Origin of the sequence: Rhizobium sp. BR 314, assembly GCF_047445805.1 — a bacterium.
Lineage (GTDB): Bacteria > Pseudomonadota > Alphaproteobacteria > Rhizobiales > Rhizobiaceae > Rhizobium > Rhizobium lusitanum_B.
Genome location: NZ_JARWLA010000035.1, coordinates 14349 through 32532 on the forward strand (window position 1 = coordinate 14349; position 18184 = coordinate 32532).

18 protein-coding genes are annotated in these 18184 nt (G+C 60.0%); 7 read left to right on the plus strand and 11 right to left on the minus strand.

Annotated features, from left to right (window positions below; genetic code table 11):
- Positions 1 to 47: 47 nt before the first annotated feature.
- Positions 48 to 1523 carry an amidohydrolase family protein gene (locus QD461_RS29480; RefSeq protein WP_414090761.1) on the plus strand — a complete coding sequence of 492 codons (1476 nt, stop codon included), beginning with the start codon at positions 48 to 50 and terminating at the stop codon, positions 1521 to 1523.
- 71 nt (positions 1524 to 1594) lie between these two features.
- On the opposite strand, the gene QD461_RS29485 is transcribed toward QD461_RS29480, so the two are convergent.
- Complete coding sequence (locus QD461_RS29485; protein WP_414090762.1) at positions 1595 to 2407, minus strand: alpha/beta fold hydrolase; 813 nt, start codon at positions 2405 to 2407, stop codon at positions 1595 to 1597.
- A gap of 185 nt (positions 2408 to 2592) precedes the next feature.
- On the opposite strand from QD461_RS29485, the gene QD461_RS29490 reads away from it, so the two are divergent.
- Both QD461_RS29490 and QD461_RS29495 read left to right on the plus strand, forming a co-directional pair.
- Positions 2593 to 3192 carry a TetR/AcrR family transcriptional regulator gene (locus tag QD461_RS29490; RefSeq protein ID WP_414090763.1) on the plus strand — a complete coding sequence of 200 codons (600 nt, stop codon included), beginning with the start codon at positions 2593 to 2595 and terminating at the stop codon, positions 3190 to 3192.
- A gap of 18 nt (positions 3193 to 3210) precedes the next feature.
- On the plus strand, positions 3211 to 4395 hold the full coding sequence (locus QD461_RS29495) for an SGNH/GDSL hydrolase family protein (protein WP_414090764.1): 1185 nt from the start codon (positions 3211 to 3213) through the stop codon (positions 4393 to 4395).
- Positions 4396 to 4439: 44 nt separating this feature from the next.
- On the opposite strand, the gene QD461_RS29500 is transcribed toward QD461_RS29495, so the two are convergent.
- On the minus strand, positions 4440 to 5666 hold the full coding sequence (locus QD461_RS29500; RefSeq protein ID WP_414090765.1) for an MFS transporter: 1227 nt from the start codon (positions 5664 to 5666) through the stop codon (positions 4440 to 4442).
- A gap of 135 nt (positions 5667 to 5801) precedes the next feature.
- On the opposite strand from QD461_RS29500, the gene QD461_RS29505 reads away from it, so the two are divergent.
- On the plus strand, positions 5802 to 6395 hold the full coding sequence (locus tag QD461_RS29505; protein WP_414090766.1) for a TetR/AcrR family transcriptional regulator: 594 nt from the start codon (positions 5802 to 5804) through the stop codon (positions 6393 to 6395).
- 38 nt (positions 6396 to 6433) lie between these two features.
- Here the strand turns inward: QD461_RS29505 and QD461_RS29510 are convergent, their stop codons facing one another.
- Positions 6434 to 7216 carry an AraC family transcriptional regulator gene (locus QD461_RS29510; RefSeq protein WP_414090767.1) on the minus strand — a complete coding sequence of 261 codons (783 nt, stop codon included), beginning with the start codon at positions 7214 to 7216 and terminating at the stop codon, positions 6434 to 6436.
- Between the two features lie 95 nt (positions 7217 to 7311).
- On the opposite strand from QD461_RS29510, the gene QD461_RS29515 reads away from it, so the two are divergent.
- On the plus strand, positions 7312 to 8232 hold the full coding sequence (locus QD461_RS29515; RefSeq protein WP_414090768.1) for a DMT family transporter: 921 nt from the start codon (positions 7312 to 7314) through the stop codon (positions 8230 to 8232).
- A gap of 28 nt (positions 8233 to 8260) precedes the next feature.
- Here the strand turns inward: QD461_RS29515 and QD461_RS29520 are convergent, their stop codons facing one another.
- The 7 genes from QD461_RS29520 to QD461_RS29550 are packed head-to-tail and all read right to left on the minus strand — an operon-like array spanning position 8261 to position 14572.
- On the minus strand, positions 8261 to 8914 hold the full coding sequence (locus tag QD461_RS29520; protein WP_414090769.1) for an HD domain-containing protein: 654 nt from the start codon (positions 8912 to 8914) through the stop codon (positions 8261 to 8263).
- 12 nt (positions 8915 to 8926) lie between these two features.
- Positions 8927 to 9574: an HAD family hydrolase gene (locus QD461_RS29525; RefSeq protein ID WP_414090770.1), complete on the minus strand. Its 648-nt coding sequence runs from the start codon at positions 9572 to 9574 to the stop codon at positions 8927 to 8929.
- Positions 9571 to 10674 carry an ABC transporter ATP-binding protein gene (locus tag QD461_RS29530; RefSeq protein WP_414090771.1) on the minus strand — a complete coding sequence of 368 codons (1104 nt, stop codon included), beginning with the start codon at positions 10672 to 10674 and terminating at the stop codon, positions 9571 to 9573. Before QD461_RS29530 ends, QD461_RS29525 begins: the two co-directional genes overlap by 4 nt.
- A 10-nt stretch (positions 10675 to 10684) precedes the next feature.
- Positions 10685 to 11944, minus strand: a complete 1260-nt coding sequence (locus QD461_RS29535; protein ID WP_414090772.1) for an extracellular solute-binding protein — start codon at positions 11942 to 11944, stop codon at positions 10685 to 10687.
- 29 nt (positions 11945 to 11973) lie between these two features.
- Complete coding sequence (locus QD461_RS29540; RefSeq protein WP_414090773.1) at positions 11974 to 12819, minus strand: carbohydrate ABC transporter permease; 846 nt, start codon at positions 12817 to 12819, stop codon at positions 11974 to 11976.
- On the minus strand, positions 12816 to 13739 hold the full coding sequence (locus tag QD461_RS29545) for a carbohydrate ABC transporter permease (protein ID WP_414090774.1): 924 nt from the start codon (positions 13737 to 13739) through the stop codon (positions 12816 to 12818). Before QD461_RS29545 ends, QD461_RS29540 begins: the two co-directional genes overlap by 4 nt.
- Positions 13736 to 14572 carry an MBL fold metallo-hydrolase gene (locus QD461_RS29550; protein ID WP_414090805.1) on the minus strand — a complete coding sequence of 279 codons (837 nt, stop codon included), beginning with the start codon at positions 14570 to 14572 and terminating at the stop codon, positions 13736 to 13738. The genes QD461_RS29545 and QD461_RS29550 overlap by 4 nt, the downstream gene beginning before the upstream one ends.
- Positions 14573 to 14748: 176 nt before the next feature.
- Here QD461_RS29550 and QD461_RS29555 point away from each other — a divergent pair, with 176 nt between their 5' ends.
- Complete coding sequence (locus tag QD461_RS29555; RefSeq protein WP_414090775.1) at positions 14749 to 15648, plus strand: LysR family transcriptional regulator; 900 nt, start codon at positions 14749 to 14751, stop codon at positions 15646 to 15648.
- Between the two features lie 37 nt (positions 15649 to 15685).
- Here the strand turns inward: QD461_RS29555 and QD461_RS29560 are convergent, their stop codons facing one another.
- Complete coding sequence (locus QD461_RS29560; RefSeq protein WP_414090806.1) at positions 15686 to 16738, minus strand: LacI family DNA-binding transcriptional regulator; 1053 nt, start codon at positions 16736 to 16738, stop codon at positions 15686 to 15688.
- 461 nt (positions 16739 to 17199) lie between these two features.
- Here QD461_RS29560 and QD461_RS29565 point away from each other — a divergent pair, with 461 nt between their 5' ends.
- Entirely contained in the window at positions 17200 to 18156 is a 957-nt protein-coding gene (locus QD461_RS29565) for a sugar-binding protein (RefSeq protein ID WP_414090776.1), read from the plus strand.
- Positions 18157 to 18184: the final 28 nt, after the last annotated feature.

The window sequence follows — 18184 nt, forward strand, 5'->3', positions numbered from 1 at the left end:
CAGTTCGATCGGCGCCAAGCTGTGCGGCTGAAACATGGGAGGAAAATATGGAAGATCTGCTTCTACTGCACGGAACGATCGTAACGGTCGACACGGAGCGCCGGATTATCGAGGATGGCGCTCTGGCAATTTCGGGCGACAGAATCTTTGAGATCGGCACTGCTGCCGAACTGGCGCCACGTCATGCCGACAAGAAGGTGATCGATTGCCGTGGCAAGATGATCATCCCGGGCCTCATCGACGCACACGGTCACGCAGGCCATACATTGATCCGCAGCATCGCCGCCGATACCAACGCCCTGTGGATGCGCGTGGTCACGCCGACCTACTATCACTACGTCACCCGTGACTTCTGGTATGCGGATGGACTGGTTTCTGGCCTGGAGCGACTTCGCGCCGGGGTGACGACGGGCGCAAGCATCATCACCTCGATGCCGCGCGCCGACGACCCGTTGTTCGCCATCAACCATGCGCGTGCCTATACCGAACTCGGCCTACGCGAGATCGTCTGCGTCGGCCCGTCTGGCCTGCCTTGGCCGCACCCCGTCACCCGTTGGGAAAGCGGCAAGCCCGAGCGGCGCAACATAGCCTTCGAAGAGATGATCGAGGGTTCTGAGGCGGTGATCCAGACGTTGAACGGCAGCGCGGATGGTCGCATGAGCGTCTTTCTGACGCCGTTCACCATCGTGCCCTCGGTGGAGCCTTCCAACGCCTCAACGCCGGACCAGGCCGTCAACCTGACGGATGCCGACCGGATGCAGGCGCGCCGCGTCCGCGAAACCGCGCGCAAATGGGGCGTGCGCATCCATTCCGATGCCTTCGCCGGACAGATCCGCATGGCGTTCCAGGACAAGGAAAATGCGCTTCTCGGACCGGACATCCATCTGCAGCATTGCTGGGGCATTTCTCATGAAGAAATGGATATCCTGGCGGAGACGGGCACGCACGTTACCCATGCGCCGCCCGGTCGATCGACACCGGTGCTGGAGATGATGGCAAGGGGTATCTCGCTGGCCGTCACCACGGACGGCGTTTCTCCGAGCCGCCATTTCGACATGCTGCAAACCGCCCGACTGTTTCAATCCACCCAACATATCCTGCACAATCACGACCGCTACCTGTTGCCGCCGGGCAAGGTCTTCGAGATGATCACCATCGATGCCGCAAGGGTCCTCGGCATGGAGCATGAGATCGGTTCATTGGAAGCGGGCAAGAAGGCTGATATCGCCATCATCGATATGCGCAAACCGCATCTGATGCCGAACTGGATGCCCATCCACCGTCTCATCCATCAAGTCCTCGGCAGCGACGTCGACACCGTGATCGTCGACGGCAAGGTGCTGATGGAAGGTGGCAAGGTCTTGACGACAGATGTCGATGCAGCGCTCGATTTCGGCCAGCGCGAAGCGCTCGCCCTTGCCGATCGGGCGGGGCTGCACGCCCATATGCACGATCCGGGCTGGGGCAAGTTGCAACGCACGTTTAGCGAACCGGTCCGGCCGCCTGAGGCGCCCGACTGCTAGAGAAATCCAGCAAGGGCGCAACGGCATTTCTGAAATTGTTTTGGTCGATCGATCGCCGGCGCCTCTGGACCTCAGCGATCGGCGGGTATCTTCGCCGATGCCGAGCTTTGCGAAGTGAGCCAGTCTTCGATAATCTCGACAAGCAGTTCCGGACATTCCCTGTGTGGATTGTGCCCAATGCCGGAGAGGATCCGGGGTTCTCCGTGCGTCCCTGCTATTCGGCGGGGATGCTCGAGGGAGCCGAACTCATCATACTCGCCATGTATCGTAAGCTGCGGACAACGGAGCAACCGAAGCGCCGCATCGAGGCTCCAGTCGACAAAGGCCGGGTCCTGCCATGTGTCGATCCAGGCGTGGAGAACCCACTCGGCCTTGTCGCCGTGATATTTGGCCAGGCGGCTCATGTTATCTGGCGTCTCGAATTCCCGTTCGGCAATCCTTATTCCCGCCAGGGTGCGGTCTTCCACGAATGCCTGAGCCGCTATCGTGATGACACCCTTGCATAGCCGCGGCAGGCTTGCGCCCGCCCAAACGGCCATACCGCCGCCGACGCTATGTCCGCAGGCGATAAACTCGTTGACAGACAGGCTTTCGCAGAGGAGCGGAACATATTGCTCCGCCTCCATCGCAACGAAATCCCCGCTCAACATATCCGTGCGGCGGTCGGAGCGGCCGAAGCCCAGACGATCATAGGCGATGACCTGCCGATTGAGGGCCTTCGCCAGCAATTGCGGAAACTGTCGCCAAAGCGCGACGCATCCGAGCGAATCGTGAAACAGAATCAGCGGTGTGGTCGAGCCTGGATCGATGGGCGTCCAGGACTTGGCAAAAAGCCGCCCTCCCGGGCTTTCGATCCAATATTCCCTGTCACTGATCTCAGGCAAGTCAATTCTCCCGAACCGTATGTCGCTGCCACTCTATATCCAGCAACGCGTTCCGGGACCATCACGATCGACATCGAAGGAACCGCCGATCCGGCGGAAATTTGCGGCCTCAATTGTCGGAAGGGATTGCTATTCCCAAAACCTAATCATATTAGGCAATAAACTAATATAGATAGGATTATAGAATGGCGCGGGCGGGCTTAACCCGAGAACGACTTGTCGAAGCGGCGGCGAAAATTGCGGATGAACATGGATTCGATTTCCTGACCCTGGCTGCACTCGCCCGCCAATTCGATGTGAAACTGGCAAGCCTCTATTCGCATGTGAAAAGCGCGGACGACCTCAAGGCCGGCGTGGCGTTGCTCGCCCTCTCTGAACTGGCCGACCGTGCAGACGAGGCCATAGCCGGACGCGCGGGCAAGGATGCGCTGATTGCTCTGGCCGATGTTCACCGCACATTCGCACGCGAGCATCCCGGTCTATTTCAAGCAGCACGGTTCCCAATCGATAGCACAACCGCCGCCGCAAGCGGCGGCGCCCGGCTGTCGCGGAGCATGCAGGCGGTCCTGCGTGGCTATTCGCTGGTGGAAGCAGATTGCATTCACGCGATACGCTTGCTGGGCAGCTTCTTCCTGGGCTTTTCTGTGCTGGAGTTGGCTGGGAGTTTCTCCCACAGCCAGCCTGAGGCCGGGGTGTCCTGGTTGCGAAGCCTCGATGCGCTCGATGCGCTCCTGAAAGGCTGGGCCGTTTCAAGCGCCGGCCAATCCCCCATTCTCCCGAGCTGATCGAGTTTAGAAATGTCCATGAAACTTACCTCAATAACGACGCCAATCACGCCCGATCTGCTCTTCGGCGCGCTTGAAGCAGAACGCACGGATATCGGCCTCATTCCGCATCGCCTACCTTCCTGGGCTCGCGCCCAATGCGACGAAGCGCAGTTCTTGATGGCCGAAGCGCAGCCATCTGGCGTTCGGGTCGCGTTTCAGACATCTGCGACAACAGTCGAGTTAGACGTCCTCGCCACCAAACGCGACTACGAGGGGATGCCTCCTCGCCCCGCCGGCGTCTACGATCTGCGCGTGAATGGACGGCTGGAAAGGCAGGAGAGCGTTTCGAACGGCAGAATTCTGCGGATTAACATGGCGACGGGAACTACGGCCATTGAGCCTGGCAAGCCGCAGATGCTGTGTTTCACAGACCTTCCAGCAGGCATGAAAACCGTCGCTATCTGGCTACCGCACGACGAGGCAACCGAACTCATCACTCTGCGCTCGGATGCGCCCATTGCGCCGATCGCAGCAACCGGGAAACCCGTCTGGCTTCACCATGGCAGCTCGATCAGCCAGGGCTCGAATGCGGCGTCGCCGACAGGCATCTGGCCGGCGATCGCGGCAGATCGGGCGGACATGGAACTCGTCAACCTTGGCTTCAGTGGTAACGCGCTGCTGGATCCCTTCGTGGCACGCGCGATCCGGGATGCGCCCGCGGATTTCATAAGCCTGAAGATCGGTATCAATCTGGTCAATACCGACCTCATGCGGCTACGCGCCTTTGGCGCTGCCGTCCATGGCTTTTTGGACACCATCAGGGAGGGGCATCCGACGACACCTTTGCTCGTCGTATCGTCCGTTTTCTGCCCGATACACGAAACAATACCCGGACCGAGCCAGGCCGATCTCTCCGCGCTGCGGCGAGGACGCCTGCTGTTTCAGGCCGGGGGCAATGCCGACGAAGTAAGGCAAGGCAAGTTGACGCTCACCGTCATCCGCGATCGGCTCCGAGCGATCGTCGAGCGAAGATCGCAAAGCGACGACAATATTCACTACCTGCACGGCCTTGAGCTTTACGGAGAGGCGGACAACGCACGCCTCCCCTTGCAGGATGAACTGCATCCGGATGCTGAAACCCATCGGCTGATGGGTGAACGCTTCGCCGATCTCGTTTTCAGGTCCGACCGTTTCACCGGCAGAAAACAGCTGCGTCGCTAATGGCGCGCAGCTGCTCTCGTTGAGAAAACGCCAGATCGTGGATCTCACTCTGCCGCCTGAGTGACGGATGCGACATCGGAGGACGAAGGTTCTCCCGCCAAGCTGGCTTGTCCGAGCGCCACGATGAGAACGGTTATCAGGCTGGCTGCGACGGAGACCCAAAATCCGTTCGTCGGACCAAAATTGTCGACCACCAGACCGGAGACAAAAGCGCCGAGTGCCATGCCGATACCGATGCCGGTCATCACCCAGGTCACGCCTTCGGTTAGCATCGATTCCGGCACACGCCGCTCGATCAGACCGAAGGCGGTGATGAAGGTCGGCGAGATCGCGACGCCGCTCAGGAAAACCGCAGAGGCAAGCAGAGCGACCGACGAGCCGGCAACAAGGAGTGGCAGAGCCGTTACTGCAAGCACACTGACGGCGACCAGCAGCTGACGTTGGAGCGGCATCTTGAGATTCAATGCGCCAATCGCCAGACCGACGAGAAAGGAGCCGATGGCGTAGACGCCGATCACGATGCTTGCCGCCTCGGGCTGGCCCAGTTCCTTGGTGATGGCAACAGCGCTGACTTCCGCAGTCGCGAAGGTCGCCCCGACGAAAATCAGGGCCGTCGTGATGATCTGGACCGGGCGAAGCCAGATTGCCGAGCGCTGGCGGCCTTCGGAGCCCGATACACGCACCTTCGGCTCGGTCGACCGCTGTAGCAGAAATGCGATTGTCCCGAGCGCGAGGGATGCGGTGCTAACGACCATTCCTGCCTCCGGAAACAGCGAAACTGCAAGACCGACCGAAAGAGACGCGCCGGAAATATAGACAAGCTCGTCGGCAGCAGATTCGAAGGCGAAGGCCGTGTTCAGCTCCGGCCGACCGCGAAAGATCTCCGTCCAGCGGGCGCGCACCATGGCCGGCATGCTGGGCATGACAGCCGAGAAGAAGGCGGCAGCGAATAGCGTCCACGCCGGCCAACCCTGCCTCGCAGCAATGATGAGAGCGACAAAGGCGATCACGGAGACGAGTGTAGCGGGCGCAACAACGGCACGTTGGCCGAGCCGATCGACAAGCCTGGAAATCTGTGGCGAGACGAGCGCATTGGTGAGTGCAAAGGTCGCGGAAACGGCGCCTGCAAGCCAATACTCCCCGCGCGTCTGCGAAAGCATGGCGATGATGCCGATGGGAGCCATCGCAAACGGAAGGCGGGCGAAGAAGCCGGCGGCCGCAAAACCCTTGGCGCCCGGAACCTGGAAAATCTCTTTATACGGATTGGACATCGTAATGCTCCTTGACTGAACGAAGGCGCCTAATACATACGTGGCGTATGTGAGTGAGATAATTGCATACGCCACGTATGTCAACTATCATACGCCACGTATGCGAATTAATTGGGAAGCATGAACGGAGACAGGATGCGCAAGCCCCGCAGCGAAATGATTGCCGAAACGCGGGCCAAATTGCTGGCCGCCGGCCGCGAGGCATTTGGAAGCGTTGGTTACGCGGAAGCATCCATGGACGATTTCACGGCTGTCGCCGGGCTGACGCGCGGCGCGCTCTACCATCACTTCGGCGACAAGAAAGGATTGCTGCAGGCTGTTATAAACGAAATCGATGCCGAAATGGCAGGAAGGCTTTGCGGCATTTCGGGCCAAGCGTCATCGCGCTGGCAAGGCTTCGTGGACGAGAACGTCGGTTACGTAGAGATGGCACTGGAGCCCGAGATCCAGCGCATCATGTTTCGGGATGGGCCTGCGGTGCTAGGCGACCCCTCGGGATGGCCAAGCGCGAACGGCTGTATCACCACCATTACCCAAAGTCTTCGCAGCCTTCGCGAGGAAGGAACTATCGTCGATATCGACCCGGAAGCCGGGGCTCGCCTCATCAATGCGGCAAGCAGCAGCGCAGCGCAGTGGATCGCCAACTCGGACGATCCGGAGGCTACCTCGAAACGGGCAGTCGCAGCTTTCCGCACCTTTCTCGATGGACTGTTGATCAAAAGGGACTGAACGGTATCCACACCTATGCACAGCGATAGCAGTGCTGTTCATTTGATCTGGCGATAGAAATCGGATGGCGGCTTTCCGAAGTGCCGGCGAAACATCGCCGTAAAGGCGCTCTGGCTGGCATAACCGCAATCGAAGGCTATATCGATCACGCGCCCGCCGCTCGCGAGCCGCTGCAAGGCAAATAACAACCTCGCCTGCTCGCGCCATCTCCCGAAGGTCATACCCGTTTCCTTGCTGAACAGCCGATGGATGGTTTTTGCGGTCACGCCGAGCCGTTCGGCCCATTGCCCGACCGTCGAGATATCCGAAGGGTCTTCGCTGACCGCCTCGCAGATCCGCTTGATGCGGGCATCTGCCGGCATGGGAAGATGGACGGGCAATATGTCGGAAACCCGCACTTCATCGGCAACCAACCGCATGAGACGATCGTCCCTGCTGCCCTCTTCATAATCGCGCGGCACGTGAACGGCGGCGACAATGAGCTCCCGCAGCAGCGAAGAGACCTCGATGACGCAGCTTCGTTCGGGCAGATGCCGGATCGCGATCGCATCGATGAAGACGGTGCGGATCTTGACCTCGCCCGACATCTTCACCTCATGCTCTATGCCTGCGGCCAGCCACAATGCCCGGCTCGGCGGTACAACCCATGACCCTTCCGCCGACTGCACGATCATCACGCCCTCTATCGCATAGAGAAGCTGGCCGCGCGGATGCGAATGCCATCCCGTCGAAGACCCGTCAGGATAATTGATATCCATCGCCGCCATTGCGCGATGCGTATCGTGAAAGTCGAGATGCTTTCGGGTCGGATCGTTCTGCATGTCCCAATCCCTACAATTATGTTCAGTATAGAGCGATACGGACCAAACTGGAAACGGTAACCGTGGGCCTCAATGAAAGGTCACGGTTATCGATCATGAAAAACAAACTCGCATTTCTCTATCCTCTCTTCGCCATCATCCTCTGGTCCGGAAATGTGATCGTTTCCAGAATGTCCGCACACACGATCGGGCCGGAGGCGATCACTTTCTATCGTCTGCTGTTTGCCGTTCTTCTGATGAGCACCTTCGTCGCCGTTCCCGCGTGGCGAAATCGCGCCATCATCTGGCCCCACATCGGAAAATTCGCCATTCTCGGTTTCCTGGCGATGTGCCTGTTCCAAAGCCTGTCCTACCTGGCCGCCGAAACCACCACGGCAACCAACATGGCGATCTTCACGGCGTTGGCGCCGTTGCTGACGGTCGCGCTGAGTGCCGTTGTGCTGAAGGATACCCCGACCGTCGGTATGGTCGGCGGCGGCATCCTCTCGCTTGTCGGGCTGGTCTATCTGGTCAGCGGCGGCAACCCGTCCAGCATCGTGGAAAACGGTATTCACCTTGGCGATCCGCTTATGCTCACAGCCGCAATGGTCTATGCGCTGTACGGCGTTTTGCTGAAACGCTGGAATCTTCCGGTCGCAGGTTGGCAGTCGACCTATATGCAGGCGATCTGCGCCCTGACGATCATGTTCCCTGCATTCCTGGCGACCCCAGCGCCGATGCGGTCATTGAATGCCGAAACACTGCCGCTCATCGCCTATGCCGGCGGCATGGCATCAGTCGTCCTGCCGTTTCTGTGGATTCGAGGCGTCCAGATCCTCGGGCCAAGCCGCTGCGCCGCCGTCATCAACCTTCTGCCGGTCTTTACGGCGCTCGCCGCCATAACGATGCTCGGTGAGCCCGTGCACAGCTACCATATCATAGGCGGCGGGCTTGCCTTGATCGGTGTCGCCAGCGCCGAAATCTTCCGTCGGCCGCTACGTGGTGCAGCTCCGATCGTTCCCGACGTCGCCGATTGACGCAACGACTGTGGTCGACAACGGTCGATCACCAGGGCATTGCGTGGCCAAGCTCCTCGGCTAGGCTGCGCAGAAAGCGCCGCATCACCTCCGCGCGCGCTTCCGCCATGTTCCGGCCAGTCGCCGTCTGCATGGTTTCGGGCAGACGCAGGAGCTTCACCTCAAAATGGTCGACCGCATAGCGGCGATCGTCCAACGGACGGCTCTTGGCAAATGGATCCTCTCCGTCAAACAGGGAGGAGCCAAGCTGGCCGGCGATCGCGAAAACCCGTGCCAGGCCGATAGCCCCCAGGGCCTCCAGCCGGTCTGAATCTTGCAGCGCCCGGGCCTCCACCGTCCGCGGCGGAATATTGGCCGAGAAGCTGTGTGTTAGAATGGCGTGGCAAGTGGCCTCGATGCGGTCCGGCGCAAAGCCGAGCGAGGCCAGGATCGGTTTTGCGGCCTCGGCCGAAAACTCCGAGGCGCGTGACCGGTTGGGATCGTTCTTCGGCAGGTTCACCCAATCGTGCAGATAAGCTGCAGCGATGATGACGCCTTCGTCGCCGCCGCCCTCGGTGGCCGCAATCTGCAGCGCGGCGCGCATCACCCGTCGGGCATGATTGATGTCATGACTCGCGTCACTGCCATCGTCATGGGCCATGAATTCGGCTTCGAGCCGGGCGATCAAGTCATTGTGCTGCATTTCCATCTGCTTCTATCTGTTTTCCAGGATCAATCGGGAAGCGTCGGCCAATGTGTCGACGACGGGTGCTCCGGTCGCCACCAGTGCTGCGCGCGCCTGCATGCCCGTGGTCACCAGAACGGTGCGGATACCAAGCGGGCTTGCCGCGTCGAAATCGTCGACAGTGTCACCGATCATCCAACAGCGGTCGGTCGCAACGCCGAGCGCCTCGCAGTGGGCAATGAGGCTCTCATGTTTCGAAGGATGTCCAGTGCCTGTAAAACCCTGGATCAGGCTGAAATGCTTGCCGAGACGGTGATGTTCGATCAGTGTCGCGATCTGCGGATGCGGCGCCATCGACAGCAATGACTGGCTGGCAAAAGGGGCGATGTCCTCAAGCGCGCGAATGGCGTCGACGGCCAACGGCTGGTCACGCATCGCTGCGTCGTAACGGGTGACATAGCTGTCGCCGAGATGCTTCAACTCGTGAGACAAGGCCGTGCGACCGAGGAGAGCATCGAAATATCTGGCGAGTGGCCGTTGATAGTGATGGCGGATATCATCCTCCGTCACGCCCGGGCGACCGAGATCGCCAAGCGCGTCGATGGTGATCCGCGCCGTGATCGTAAAGTCGTCGAGAAGGGTGCCGTTCCAGTCCCAGATAACGTGCTTGTCTATCAATGTCCCATCTCCATGCGGCGGCCATCGGTGTCGAAATAGTGAAGGCGCTCGGCGGCAACGAATAGCTCCACCGTGCTGCCGGGTTCCAGCGCCTCGGCAAGACGCGCGCGAAAGCGCCAGCTGCCACAGTCCAGATGGATGAGCCGCTCGACCCCCATCAGTTCGGAGCGCCGAACAAAAGCTGTGAGGTGCAGCCCCTCGCCCTGGACGCCAAGCGTGACATCCTCGGCGCGAAACCCGAGGATAAACTTGCCTGGCAGGTCCGTGGATCTCGGCAGATGGATCGCTTGGTCGCCGCCAATCTTCACCCCGGTCCCCTCGATCTCGACTGGCGCCAGGTTCATGGAGCCGAGGAAATCGGCGACGAAGCTGTTGGCCGGCTGCGAGAAGATGGCTTCGGGCCTGCCTTGCTGTTCGATATGCCCGTCACGCATCACCACCAGATGGTCGGCAAGCGCAAGCGCCTCTGTCTGGTCATGTGTTACATAGATGGTCGTTGCACCAATCTCCCGCTGCAGGGCTGCAAGCTCAGCGCGCATCTCGATCCGCAATTTTGTGTCGAGATTGGAAAGTGGCTCATCCATCAGAAGCACGCCCGGTCCGCGCACGATGGCGCGGGCGATGCCGACGCGTTGACGCTGGCCGCCGGAAAGTTGTGCCGGGAGACGTCCCAACAGCGCATCGATGCGAGCAAGCTGCGCGGCTGCAAGCACGCGTTTCTCGATTTCTGCCTTCGTGACGCCAGCCATGCGCAGCGGAAAGGCAATATTCTCGAACACCGTCTTGGCGGGATAAAGCGCATAGTTTTGAAAGACCATCGCCACCCCGCGGCGCTGCGGATCGACATGGGTGACGTCCCGCTCGCCGAAACGGATGGTGCCGGCGGTCGCTGTCTCAAGGCCGCAAAGGCAGCGCAGAAGCGTGGTCTTGCCGCATCCAGAGGGGCCAACGATCACGGTAACGCCACCTGCCGGACAATTGACATCCAGCCGGTCAAAAACCGGGCGCTCGGCGCCCGCCCAGAGCTTCGTCAAGTCTTGGACGGTAACGGCCTCTGGTGCGAGGGCATTTGTTGCCCTCGCTGTCATAGCAATGGTCATGAACGTGTCCTCACTTCGCGCCGGTCAGGTCGTCCATGATGCCAGAGAGGCGCTTCATGCCGTCCTGAGCAGAGGTCGCACCGGTCAGAATTTCGTATTGGATGTCGCCGAAGTTGGATTGGAACTCGTTGTTGGTCTTGCCCGGCAAGGTGTACCAATTCTGGCTCCTCTGCGTATTGATGACCTTCAGGTCCGGGTTCTGCTTATAGAAATCTCCAAGCAGTTCCGGTTTTACCACTGCGGTCGTGTTGATCGGCGAAGACGCAGTTGCCTTGACGGTCAGCGCAACACTTTCAGGTGTTACGAGCGACAGCAGCGCCTTGCAGGTTGCCTCCTTGCGCGCCGGGTCAGTCGCCAGCATGACGAAGCCGTTGCCCGACGCCATGGTCACGGGTGCTGCACCGTCCTTTGCCGGCATCGGCGCCAGCGCCACCTTGAATGAAGCCTTGGAAACCAGGCTGGTATAGCCGGAGGAAGAGCTCAACAGCATCGCCACCTCGCCGGCCTGAAACATGCGGCCCGCCTCACCCCAGAACGTGCCGGGCGAAACGGCCGGCATGTAGCCTTTCTCGACCAGGCCGCGCATATAACCCATCACCTCGACGCCGGCCGCACCACCGACCCCGGACTTGCCGTCCGCACCGATCATGGCGCCACCGGCGGATGCGAGCTGGCCCTCAAACATGTAGGTGTTGGGCATGTACGTCAGCACACCGTACTTGTTGTTGGCCTTGTCGCTGAGTTTGGCCGCCGCTGCCTCGAGCTCCGTCCAGTTTTTCGGCGGCCTCGCCGGATCGAGACCAGCCGCCTTGAAAGCATCGGTGTTGATGAACAGCGCCGGCAGGGTGACATACCATGGCATGGCATAGAGCTTGCCGTTGACACGGAAATCGTCGAGCAACCCCTTGTCCAGCTGTGCAGCAAGGTCCGGCGCTGATGCCAGGCAATCGTCAAGCGGCTGTGCACGACCGGAATCGACGTAGGGACGCAGTACCGCCCCCGTGACACGTACGGCATCTGGCGTCGTGCCGGCAACGATATCGGCAAGCACCTTCTGCGTCGTGTCGAGGTCAGACTTGTTGTCGAGTTCGAGCTTCACCGGAGAGGACGGCTTTGTGCCGTTATAGGCTTCGAAAATCTGTTTCAACACCGCACCGTTCTGCTTCTCCTGACCCGAAACGAAGCGAAGCTCTCCGGCCGCAGCCGAGAATACGGGAAGAAGTGCGAGTGAGATGGTGGCGATGGCAGTGGCCGAGATCAGGCGGATCATTGATAACACTCCAGAGTAAAAGGGAATTTTCAGTCGACCTGGCCGGATGTCATCGACATTCCGGCAATGAATTGCCGCTGCGCCAAGAGGAAGCCGAGCAGCAATGGAAGAACGGTGAGCGTCGCGGCGGCCATCTGCGGCCCGTATTCCGATCCAAGCTCCTGATCGAGAAAGCGGACGATGCCGAAGGGCACGGTTGCCGCGGTGTCGTTGCGCAGCACGAAGGACGGCCAGAAATAGTCGTTCCAATGCGACACGAAGCTGAAGATTCCGAACGTCGTGATCGCCGGCCGCGCCATTGGAAGGACGATGTGCCAGAGTATGCGAAAAGGCGACGCGCCGTCGAGCCGAGCAGATTCGAACACCGATTGCGGGATCGACAGGAAGAACTGCCGCAAGAGGAACACGCTGAACGCGGAACTGAGGAAGGGCAGGATCAGCGCGCCGTAGCTGTTGACGAGGCCAAGCTGCGACAGCAGCACATAAACAGGAATAGCCGTTACCTGATAAGGCACCATCATCGCTGCGAGCACCAGCCAGAGGCTCACAGCCTGTCCCGCAAACCGAAGCCGGGACAACGCATAGGCTGCGGGCACGCAGACGGCGACCTGCCCGATGAAGATCGCGACAACCACGACGACACCGTTGAAATAGTAGCGCAGGATCGGCACATCCTCGAAGACGCGCACATAATTTTCCAGCGTAAAAGCAGGCAGGGCGAGCAGGTTGCCGCGGAAAATTTCGTCGGGCGGCGTGAAGGATGTGCGCAGCATCAGCCAGAACGGCAGCAGCATGAACACCGCCCCGATGGCAAGGGCCAGATGAATGGCGCCCTGTTGTAAGTAATAGCGGCCACGAGAGGAGGTAAGGATCATCGGGAGCCTGCCTTCTCGAGCCGAGCCGTCAAGACGCGCTGGAGGAAAGTGGCGATCAGCGCCAGCGCCACAAGCACCAGAGTGACGACCGAACCACCGCCAATGTCGAAGAAATAAATGCCGCGTTCCCACATCAGATGCGCAAGCGTTTGGGAATGACGCGACGGGCCGCCGCCAGTCATGGTCGATACGCTGTCGAAGACGCGCATGGCGTTGACCGATGTGATGATGCCCGCAAAGACGGTGGTCGGTCCGATGGCTGGCCATGTGACATGCCAGAAGCGATGCCAGCCATTGGCGCCATCGACACGCGCCGCCTCCAGCTGATGCCGCGGCACCGCAGCCAGCGCGGCAAGATAGAGAATGGCGATGAAACCGATCTGCTGCCAGTTGCCGACAACAGCGACAGCTGGCAGTGCGAGCGCCGGCGAATTCAGCCAGTCGGTGATGCCGGTCATCGGCCCGAGCATGTGGTCGATCAGGCCGCGGCGTCCGACAAACATCCAACGCCAGACGATGGACATGGCGACCAGGGTTGCCGCAACGGGCAGAAAGTAGACTGCACGCCAGAACACTCGACCATGGCCGAGGCTGTTGATGCCAAGCGCGACCAGCAGGCCGAAGATCATTGAGGTGGGCACGGTCAATGCCATGTAGAGCAGCGTCACGCCGATGCTGTTGAGCAGATCGCCCCGCGCAAAGGCCTTGGTGAAATTCGAAAAGCCGACGAACCTGATGGTACCGACAAGAATGTCCGTTTCGAAGAAAGCCAGGATGAGTGTCAGCAGGCAGGGCAGAATGGTGAAAATGACAAGCAGCGTCAGCATCGGCCCTACCAGCATAAAGGGGGCGGCGCGCTCGCCGATACCGGGCGCCGGCGCTGCGATCGGCGTCAGTAGGTGGGCGTTTGACTGCATCATAACCGGTACTCCCGCGTGTCGAACGCCACGTGGATTTCGCCGTCGAAATGAGCTGCCGCTGCCTGCCGCGCCGAAGCACCATCTTCTGGCGCGCCGAGATGGCATAGGACCAGCCTCTTTGCGTTGGCAATCGCCGCTAGCCGACCGGCATCCGCTGGCGTCATATGCAGGCCGCCTGGAGCCTTTGGGCCCGAAAAATGAGCGTCGACGAGGAAAAGGTCAGTGCCGGCAGCAAAATGGCCAAGTGCCGGCAGAAAGCGCGTATCGGCGGAATAGACGAAATCCATTGCTCCGAGCCTGAGGCGCATCGCCGCCGTCCGAACACGGTGATCGACCGGAAAAGTCGCGATTGTCGTTGTACCAAAGGCGATATCCTCGCCCGGCTCATATTCACGCGCATCAAAAACCGTCAGCAGCCAGTCCTGGCCGCGAGCAAGAGCCGCGCCAAGCGCCTGGTATCCAGCATTGCGCCCCTCTTCCGTGAAACGCCAATTGCGATGACCGAAGAGATCCGAAAAGCTCTGCAGGAATTCCAACCCACCCGGCGGCAAATAGAGCGGTACGGGCTCGGTGCGCCCGTCCGTCAACCATTCCGTCATCAAGGCGTAGCCGAGTGGAATGAGATCGAGCACATGGTCCGAGTGTAGATGACTTATGACAACGCCATCGATGCCGGCCTTCGCGTCCGCGCCGATCAGCGCGCCGGCAATGCCCGGGCCGCAATCCAGCAGCAAGCTCTGGCCGGCAACGCGGGCAAGATAGCCTGAACAGGCAAACCCGGAGATCGGGAATCCACCCGACGAACCCAACACTGTCAACGATCCGCTTGCCACAGCCAAACTTGCATCCTCAATTACGCAAGGGGCCTCTATGGACCTACGATAACCGTATCGTGACAGTTCGATTGTTTTCACACGGCTCTCATAGAAACTATCTATGAGAGCTCCTGGGTCCGATCAGGAGAAAAGCCATAGCCAAGCCTACCAATTCCTCGCTGGCCACGCAGCGTTTGCGCCGGATCAGCCTGCGCCAACTCATCTACCTCGTGGAGCTGAAGCGCTGTGGTGGCTTTGGCCGCGCAGCTCAGGCCCTGGCCATCAGCCAGCCGACGCTCAGCCATCAGATCGCACAGCTCGAAGCGACGCTTGGCGTGACACTGGTCGAACGCGGCGCGCGGCTGCTTCGGCTGACTGCGGAGGGAGAGCTGGTCGCAGGCCGGGCAAGCCGGATCCTCGGGCTTCTGGACGAAACCATCGATCTTCTCAACAGCCGGGATGAACGAAAGGAGCTCCGGATCGGCATACCAAGCTACATGTCCTATCCTGCCGTCACCGAACTACTGGCATCATTTCGCGAGACCGCCAAAGATGTGCAGCTTTTCCTGATCGAGATGACGGCGGAGCAGATGAGCGACAAGCTCAATCAAGGCGAGATCGATGCCGGCTTCCTGTCTCTCCCGACGCCAGATCGCCTGCTGGATGAAATGCAATCACTGCCGATATGGGAGGCTCCCTACCTCATCTGCCTGCCGAAGCGCCATCCCTTTGCCGCCAAGCCGGTGCTTCATCCCGAAGACCTTGAGCAGTTGGACATCGTCCTTGCCCCCCGCGAATATCATCGGGCACATTACGATCATCAGCTCGAAGCGCTGTGCGCACTCGGCATCGTGCCGCGGATCGTTCATGCCGATGTGGCGACGACGCAGTCGCAGATGGCGTTGACCGCTGCCGGCGTCGGAGCATGCCTCTTGTCGGAAGGTGCAAACCCCATCCTGAGCGAGCTCGTGCTGAAAAAGACCGAGCCTGCGCTTTGCAGCCACCGGCTTGCCCTCTTCTGGCCGCCGGCCGATCGAAATTCGGTGCTGGAGAGGTTCGTCGCCAAGGCCCGCCTTCGATCGCCTCAAAGTTGACAGCGAGCATTGAGTAAACCAAACCTGCCAGGTCGCGTTAAGCCTTCCGAGCCTTGCGGCTCCCAGTCTTTGCGCCGGACGGAGCGGCAACGGACGCTCGCTTGACGAGCGAGCATTCGAGCTTGGTAATTTGATAACGGCGCTCTCTCGGCAGAACCGCTGTTTCCAAATGTTCGATCGCCCATTGCCCCATCGCCATGTGCGGAAGAACGGATGTGGTCAAAGCAGGCACGAGATGGCGGCAGATGTCCTCATCGTCATAGCCCATGACCGACATGTCCTCCGGAATGTGAAGTCCCGCTTCCTTTAGCGCCTCATAGCAGCCGATAGCGGTGCGGTCATTCTGGCAAAAGATCGCGGTCGGACGTTCAGGCAATGAAAGCAGCTTCATCGTCGCGGAATAGCCGGCGCTCGCCGACCAGTCGCCTTCTATGACCAGCTCCGGGTCGAAGGGAATGTCGGCAGTGGCCAAGGCGCGACGGTAACCGGTCAATCGATCCTGCGCTGCCTGCATCCAGGGTTCGCCGGTAATCGTCGCGATCCGGTGATGACCGTGAGAAATGAGATGCCGGGTGGCAGTCTGACCGCCGGCTATCTCGCTGGGCACCACAGCGGGAAATGCATAGTCCGAAGTGTAGCAATTGAGCAGGACAACAGGGATGTTGAGATCGTAGAGATAATCAGGGATTTCGACCTCGCGGGTGAATATGGTCATATAGATGAGGGCTGAGATCCCGCTGCTACTGAGCGCCTTGATCGTTCGCGGCTCCATGATCGGATCGCTCATGGTCTGCGCGACAAGCAGAACGTTACCTGCGTTCCACGATGCCTGCCGTGCGCCTTCGATGGCGACAACGGCCTCCGGGCTAGTCGCGAGCTGATCGACGGCAAAACCGATAATGCCGTCCAGCTTCGCGGGTGACAAAAGTGCAGGCGGCGTGGATAGCACAGGTGCAACATAGCCGAGCTGGCGAGCCGCTTCGATCACCCTCTCCCGTGTTTGTGGCGACAGGCGCATTCCAGGCGTATTGTTGAGGACAAACGAAACCGCGGTCTGCGAGCATCCGGCGGCCTTGGCAATATCGGTCATCGTTACCCTGCTGCCCTGGCGACGGCCGTTCCCCTTCGATGCCTTGCTGTCGGCGGCCGTCAGCTTGCCGGTTGCGGCCGGTATTTTCTTCATAATGATGTCTCATCTCCCTGATGCGGAGCCGGCCAAATCCCCACTGCCTTCACCGCGCGCTAATACTTATTACCATCATCGACGCGATTTCGGCAACTGTTTCCGAGATAAACGCGATCTCCATCCACAGCATGTCAATGGTAAGTTCCTACAAAGGTTGGAGATACCCGCAATTTCGCCATTTCCACCGCAGAGCTGCGCCTTATTGTATTACTAATTCTATTTACTAATCGAAATTAGTCGTATACCGTCGTTTTCGTGGCTGAACGTGCCGCGTCTCGCTTGACGAGAGGCCCTAGGAGGGGGTGCTGGACGATCTGCCGCGAGTTTCAACCAGATCCCGACAGCGGATCTATGGGAGGATTATCATGAAGCACCTAACAAGGGGCGCTGCCGTCTTCACGGCAGGGCTGATGCTTAGCTTTGCAACAGCCGCTTACGCCGCCGACAAGCCGACGCTGGCATTCGTCGTCAACGGCGCTTCCGACTTCTGGAAGGCTGCCGAAGCCGGCGTGAAGAAGGCGCAGGCAGAGCTGCCCGACTTCAACATGGAACTGAAGTATCCCGAGCAGTCCTCCGTCGCAATTCAGCAGCGACTGATGGAAGATCTGGTGTCCGCGGGCGTCAAAGGCATCATGGTTTCCGCTGTCGATCCCAAAACCTCTACCGACGGCCTGAACAAGATCGGCTCCGAAACCGCGCTGTTCACCACCGATAGCGATGCGCCGGATACGAACCGCGTCGCCTATATCGGCTCCTCCAACGTCGACGCCGGCAAGCAGGCTGCCGAAATCGCCAAGAAAGCCATGCCAAATGGGGGCAAATGCATCGGCTTCGTGGGGCTGCTCGGCGCCGATAATGCCAAAGAACGCATCCAGGGCATGAAGGACGGCCTAGCGGGCACGAAGATCGTACTGACCGATGTGCGCGGCGACGACATCGACCAGACCAGAGCCAAGAAGAACGTCGAAGACGCGCTTGTCGCAAGCCCCGACGTCACGTGCATGGTGGGTTTCTATTCCTACAACACGCCCCGCATCTATGAGGCGCTGCGCGAAGCGGGCAAGCTCGGCCAGGTCACCGTCGTCGGCTTCGATGACGATCCGATCACCCTTGGCGGCGTCAAGGAAGGAACGATCGCCGCTACAGTCGTGCAGCAGCCCTATCTCTGGGCTTACCAGGGTATGAAGCTAATGGCGTCCTACCTGAAGGGCGACAAATCAGGCGTTCCTGCCAACAAGCTGATCATCATCCCGACGAAGATCATCGGCAAGGATGACGTGGACGCCTATGCCGCCAATCTGAAGGCTATGGCTGGCAAGTAACGCCAGCTCGCGGCAGCGCCGGTTTGCG

Excerpts from the sequence above, each read along its gene's own strand:
- QD461_RS29500 (WP_414090765.1), bottom strand. The coding sequence starts at position 5,666 with ATGTCCAATCCGTATAAAGAGATTTTCCAGGTTCCGGGCGCCAAGGGT.
- QD461_RS29560 (WP_414090806.1), bottom strand. The coding sequence starts at position 16,738 with ATGACCGATATTGCCAAGGCCGCCGGATGCTCGCAGACCGCGGTTTCG.
- QD461_RS29490 (WP_414090763.1), top strand. The coding sequence starts at position 2,593 with ATGGCGCGGGCGGGCTTAACCCGAGAACGACTTGTCGAAGCGGCGGCG.
- QD461_RS29480 (WP_414090761.1), top strand. The coding sequence starts at position 48 with ATGGAAGATCTGCTTCTACTGCACGGAACGATCGTAACGGTCGACACG.
- QD461_RS29510 (WP_414090767.1), bottom strand. The coding sequence starts at position 7,216 with ATGCAGAACGATCCGACCCGAAAGCATCTCGACTTTCACGATACGCAT.
- QD461_RS29530 (WP_414090771.1), bottom strand. The coding sequence starts at position 10,674 with ATGACCATTGCTATGACAGCGAGGGCAACAAATGCCCTCGCACCAGAG.
- QD461_RS29535 (WP_414090772.1), bottom strand. The coding sequence starts at position 11,944 with ATGATCCGCCTGATCTCGGCCACTGCCATCGCCACCATCTCACTCGCA.
- QD461_RS29515 (WP_414090768.1), top strand. The coding sequence starts at position 7,312 with ATGAAAAACAAACTCGCATTTCTCTATCCTCTCTTCGCCATCATCCTC.
- QD461_RS29495 (WP_414090764.1), top strand. The coding sequence starts at position 3,211 with ATGAAACTTACCTCAATAACGACGCCAATCACGCCCGATCTGCTCTTC.
- QD461_RS29565 (WP_414090776.1), top strand. The coding sequence starts at position 17,200 with ATGAAGCACCTAACAAGGGGCGCTGCCGTCTTCACGGCAGGGCTGATG.
- QD461_RS29545 (WP_414090774.1), bottom strand. The coding sequence starts at position 13,739 with ATGATGCAGTCAAACGCCCACCTACTGACGCCGATCGCAGCGCCGGCG.
- QD461_RS29520 (WP_414090769.1), bottom strand. The coding sequence starts at position 8,914 with ATGCAGCACAATGACTTGATCGCCCGGCTCGAAGCCGAATTCATGGCC.
- QD461_RS29505 (WP_414090766.1), top strand. The coding sequence starts at position 5,802 with ATGCGCAAGCCCCGCAGCGAAATGATTGCCGAAACGCGGGCCAAATTG.
- QD461_RS29540 (WP_414090773.1), bottom strand. The coding sequence starts at position 12,819 with ATGATCCTTACCTCCTCTCGTGGCCGCTATTACTTACAACAGGGCGCC.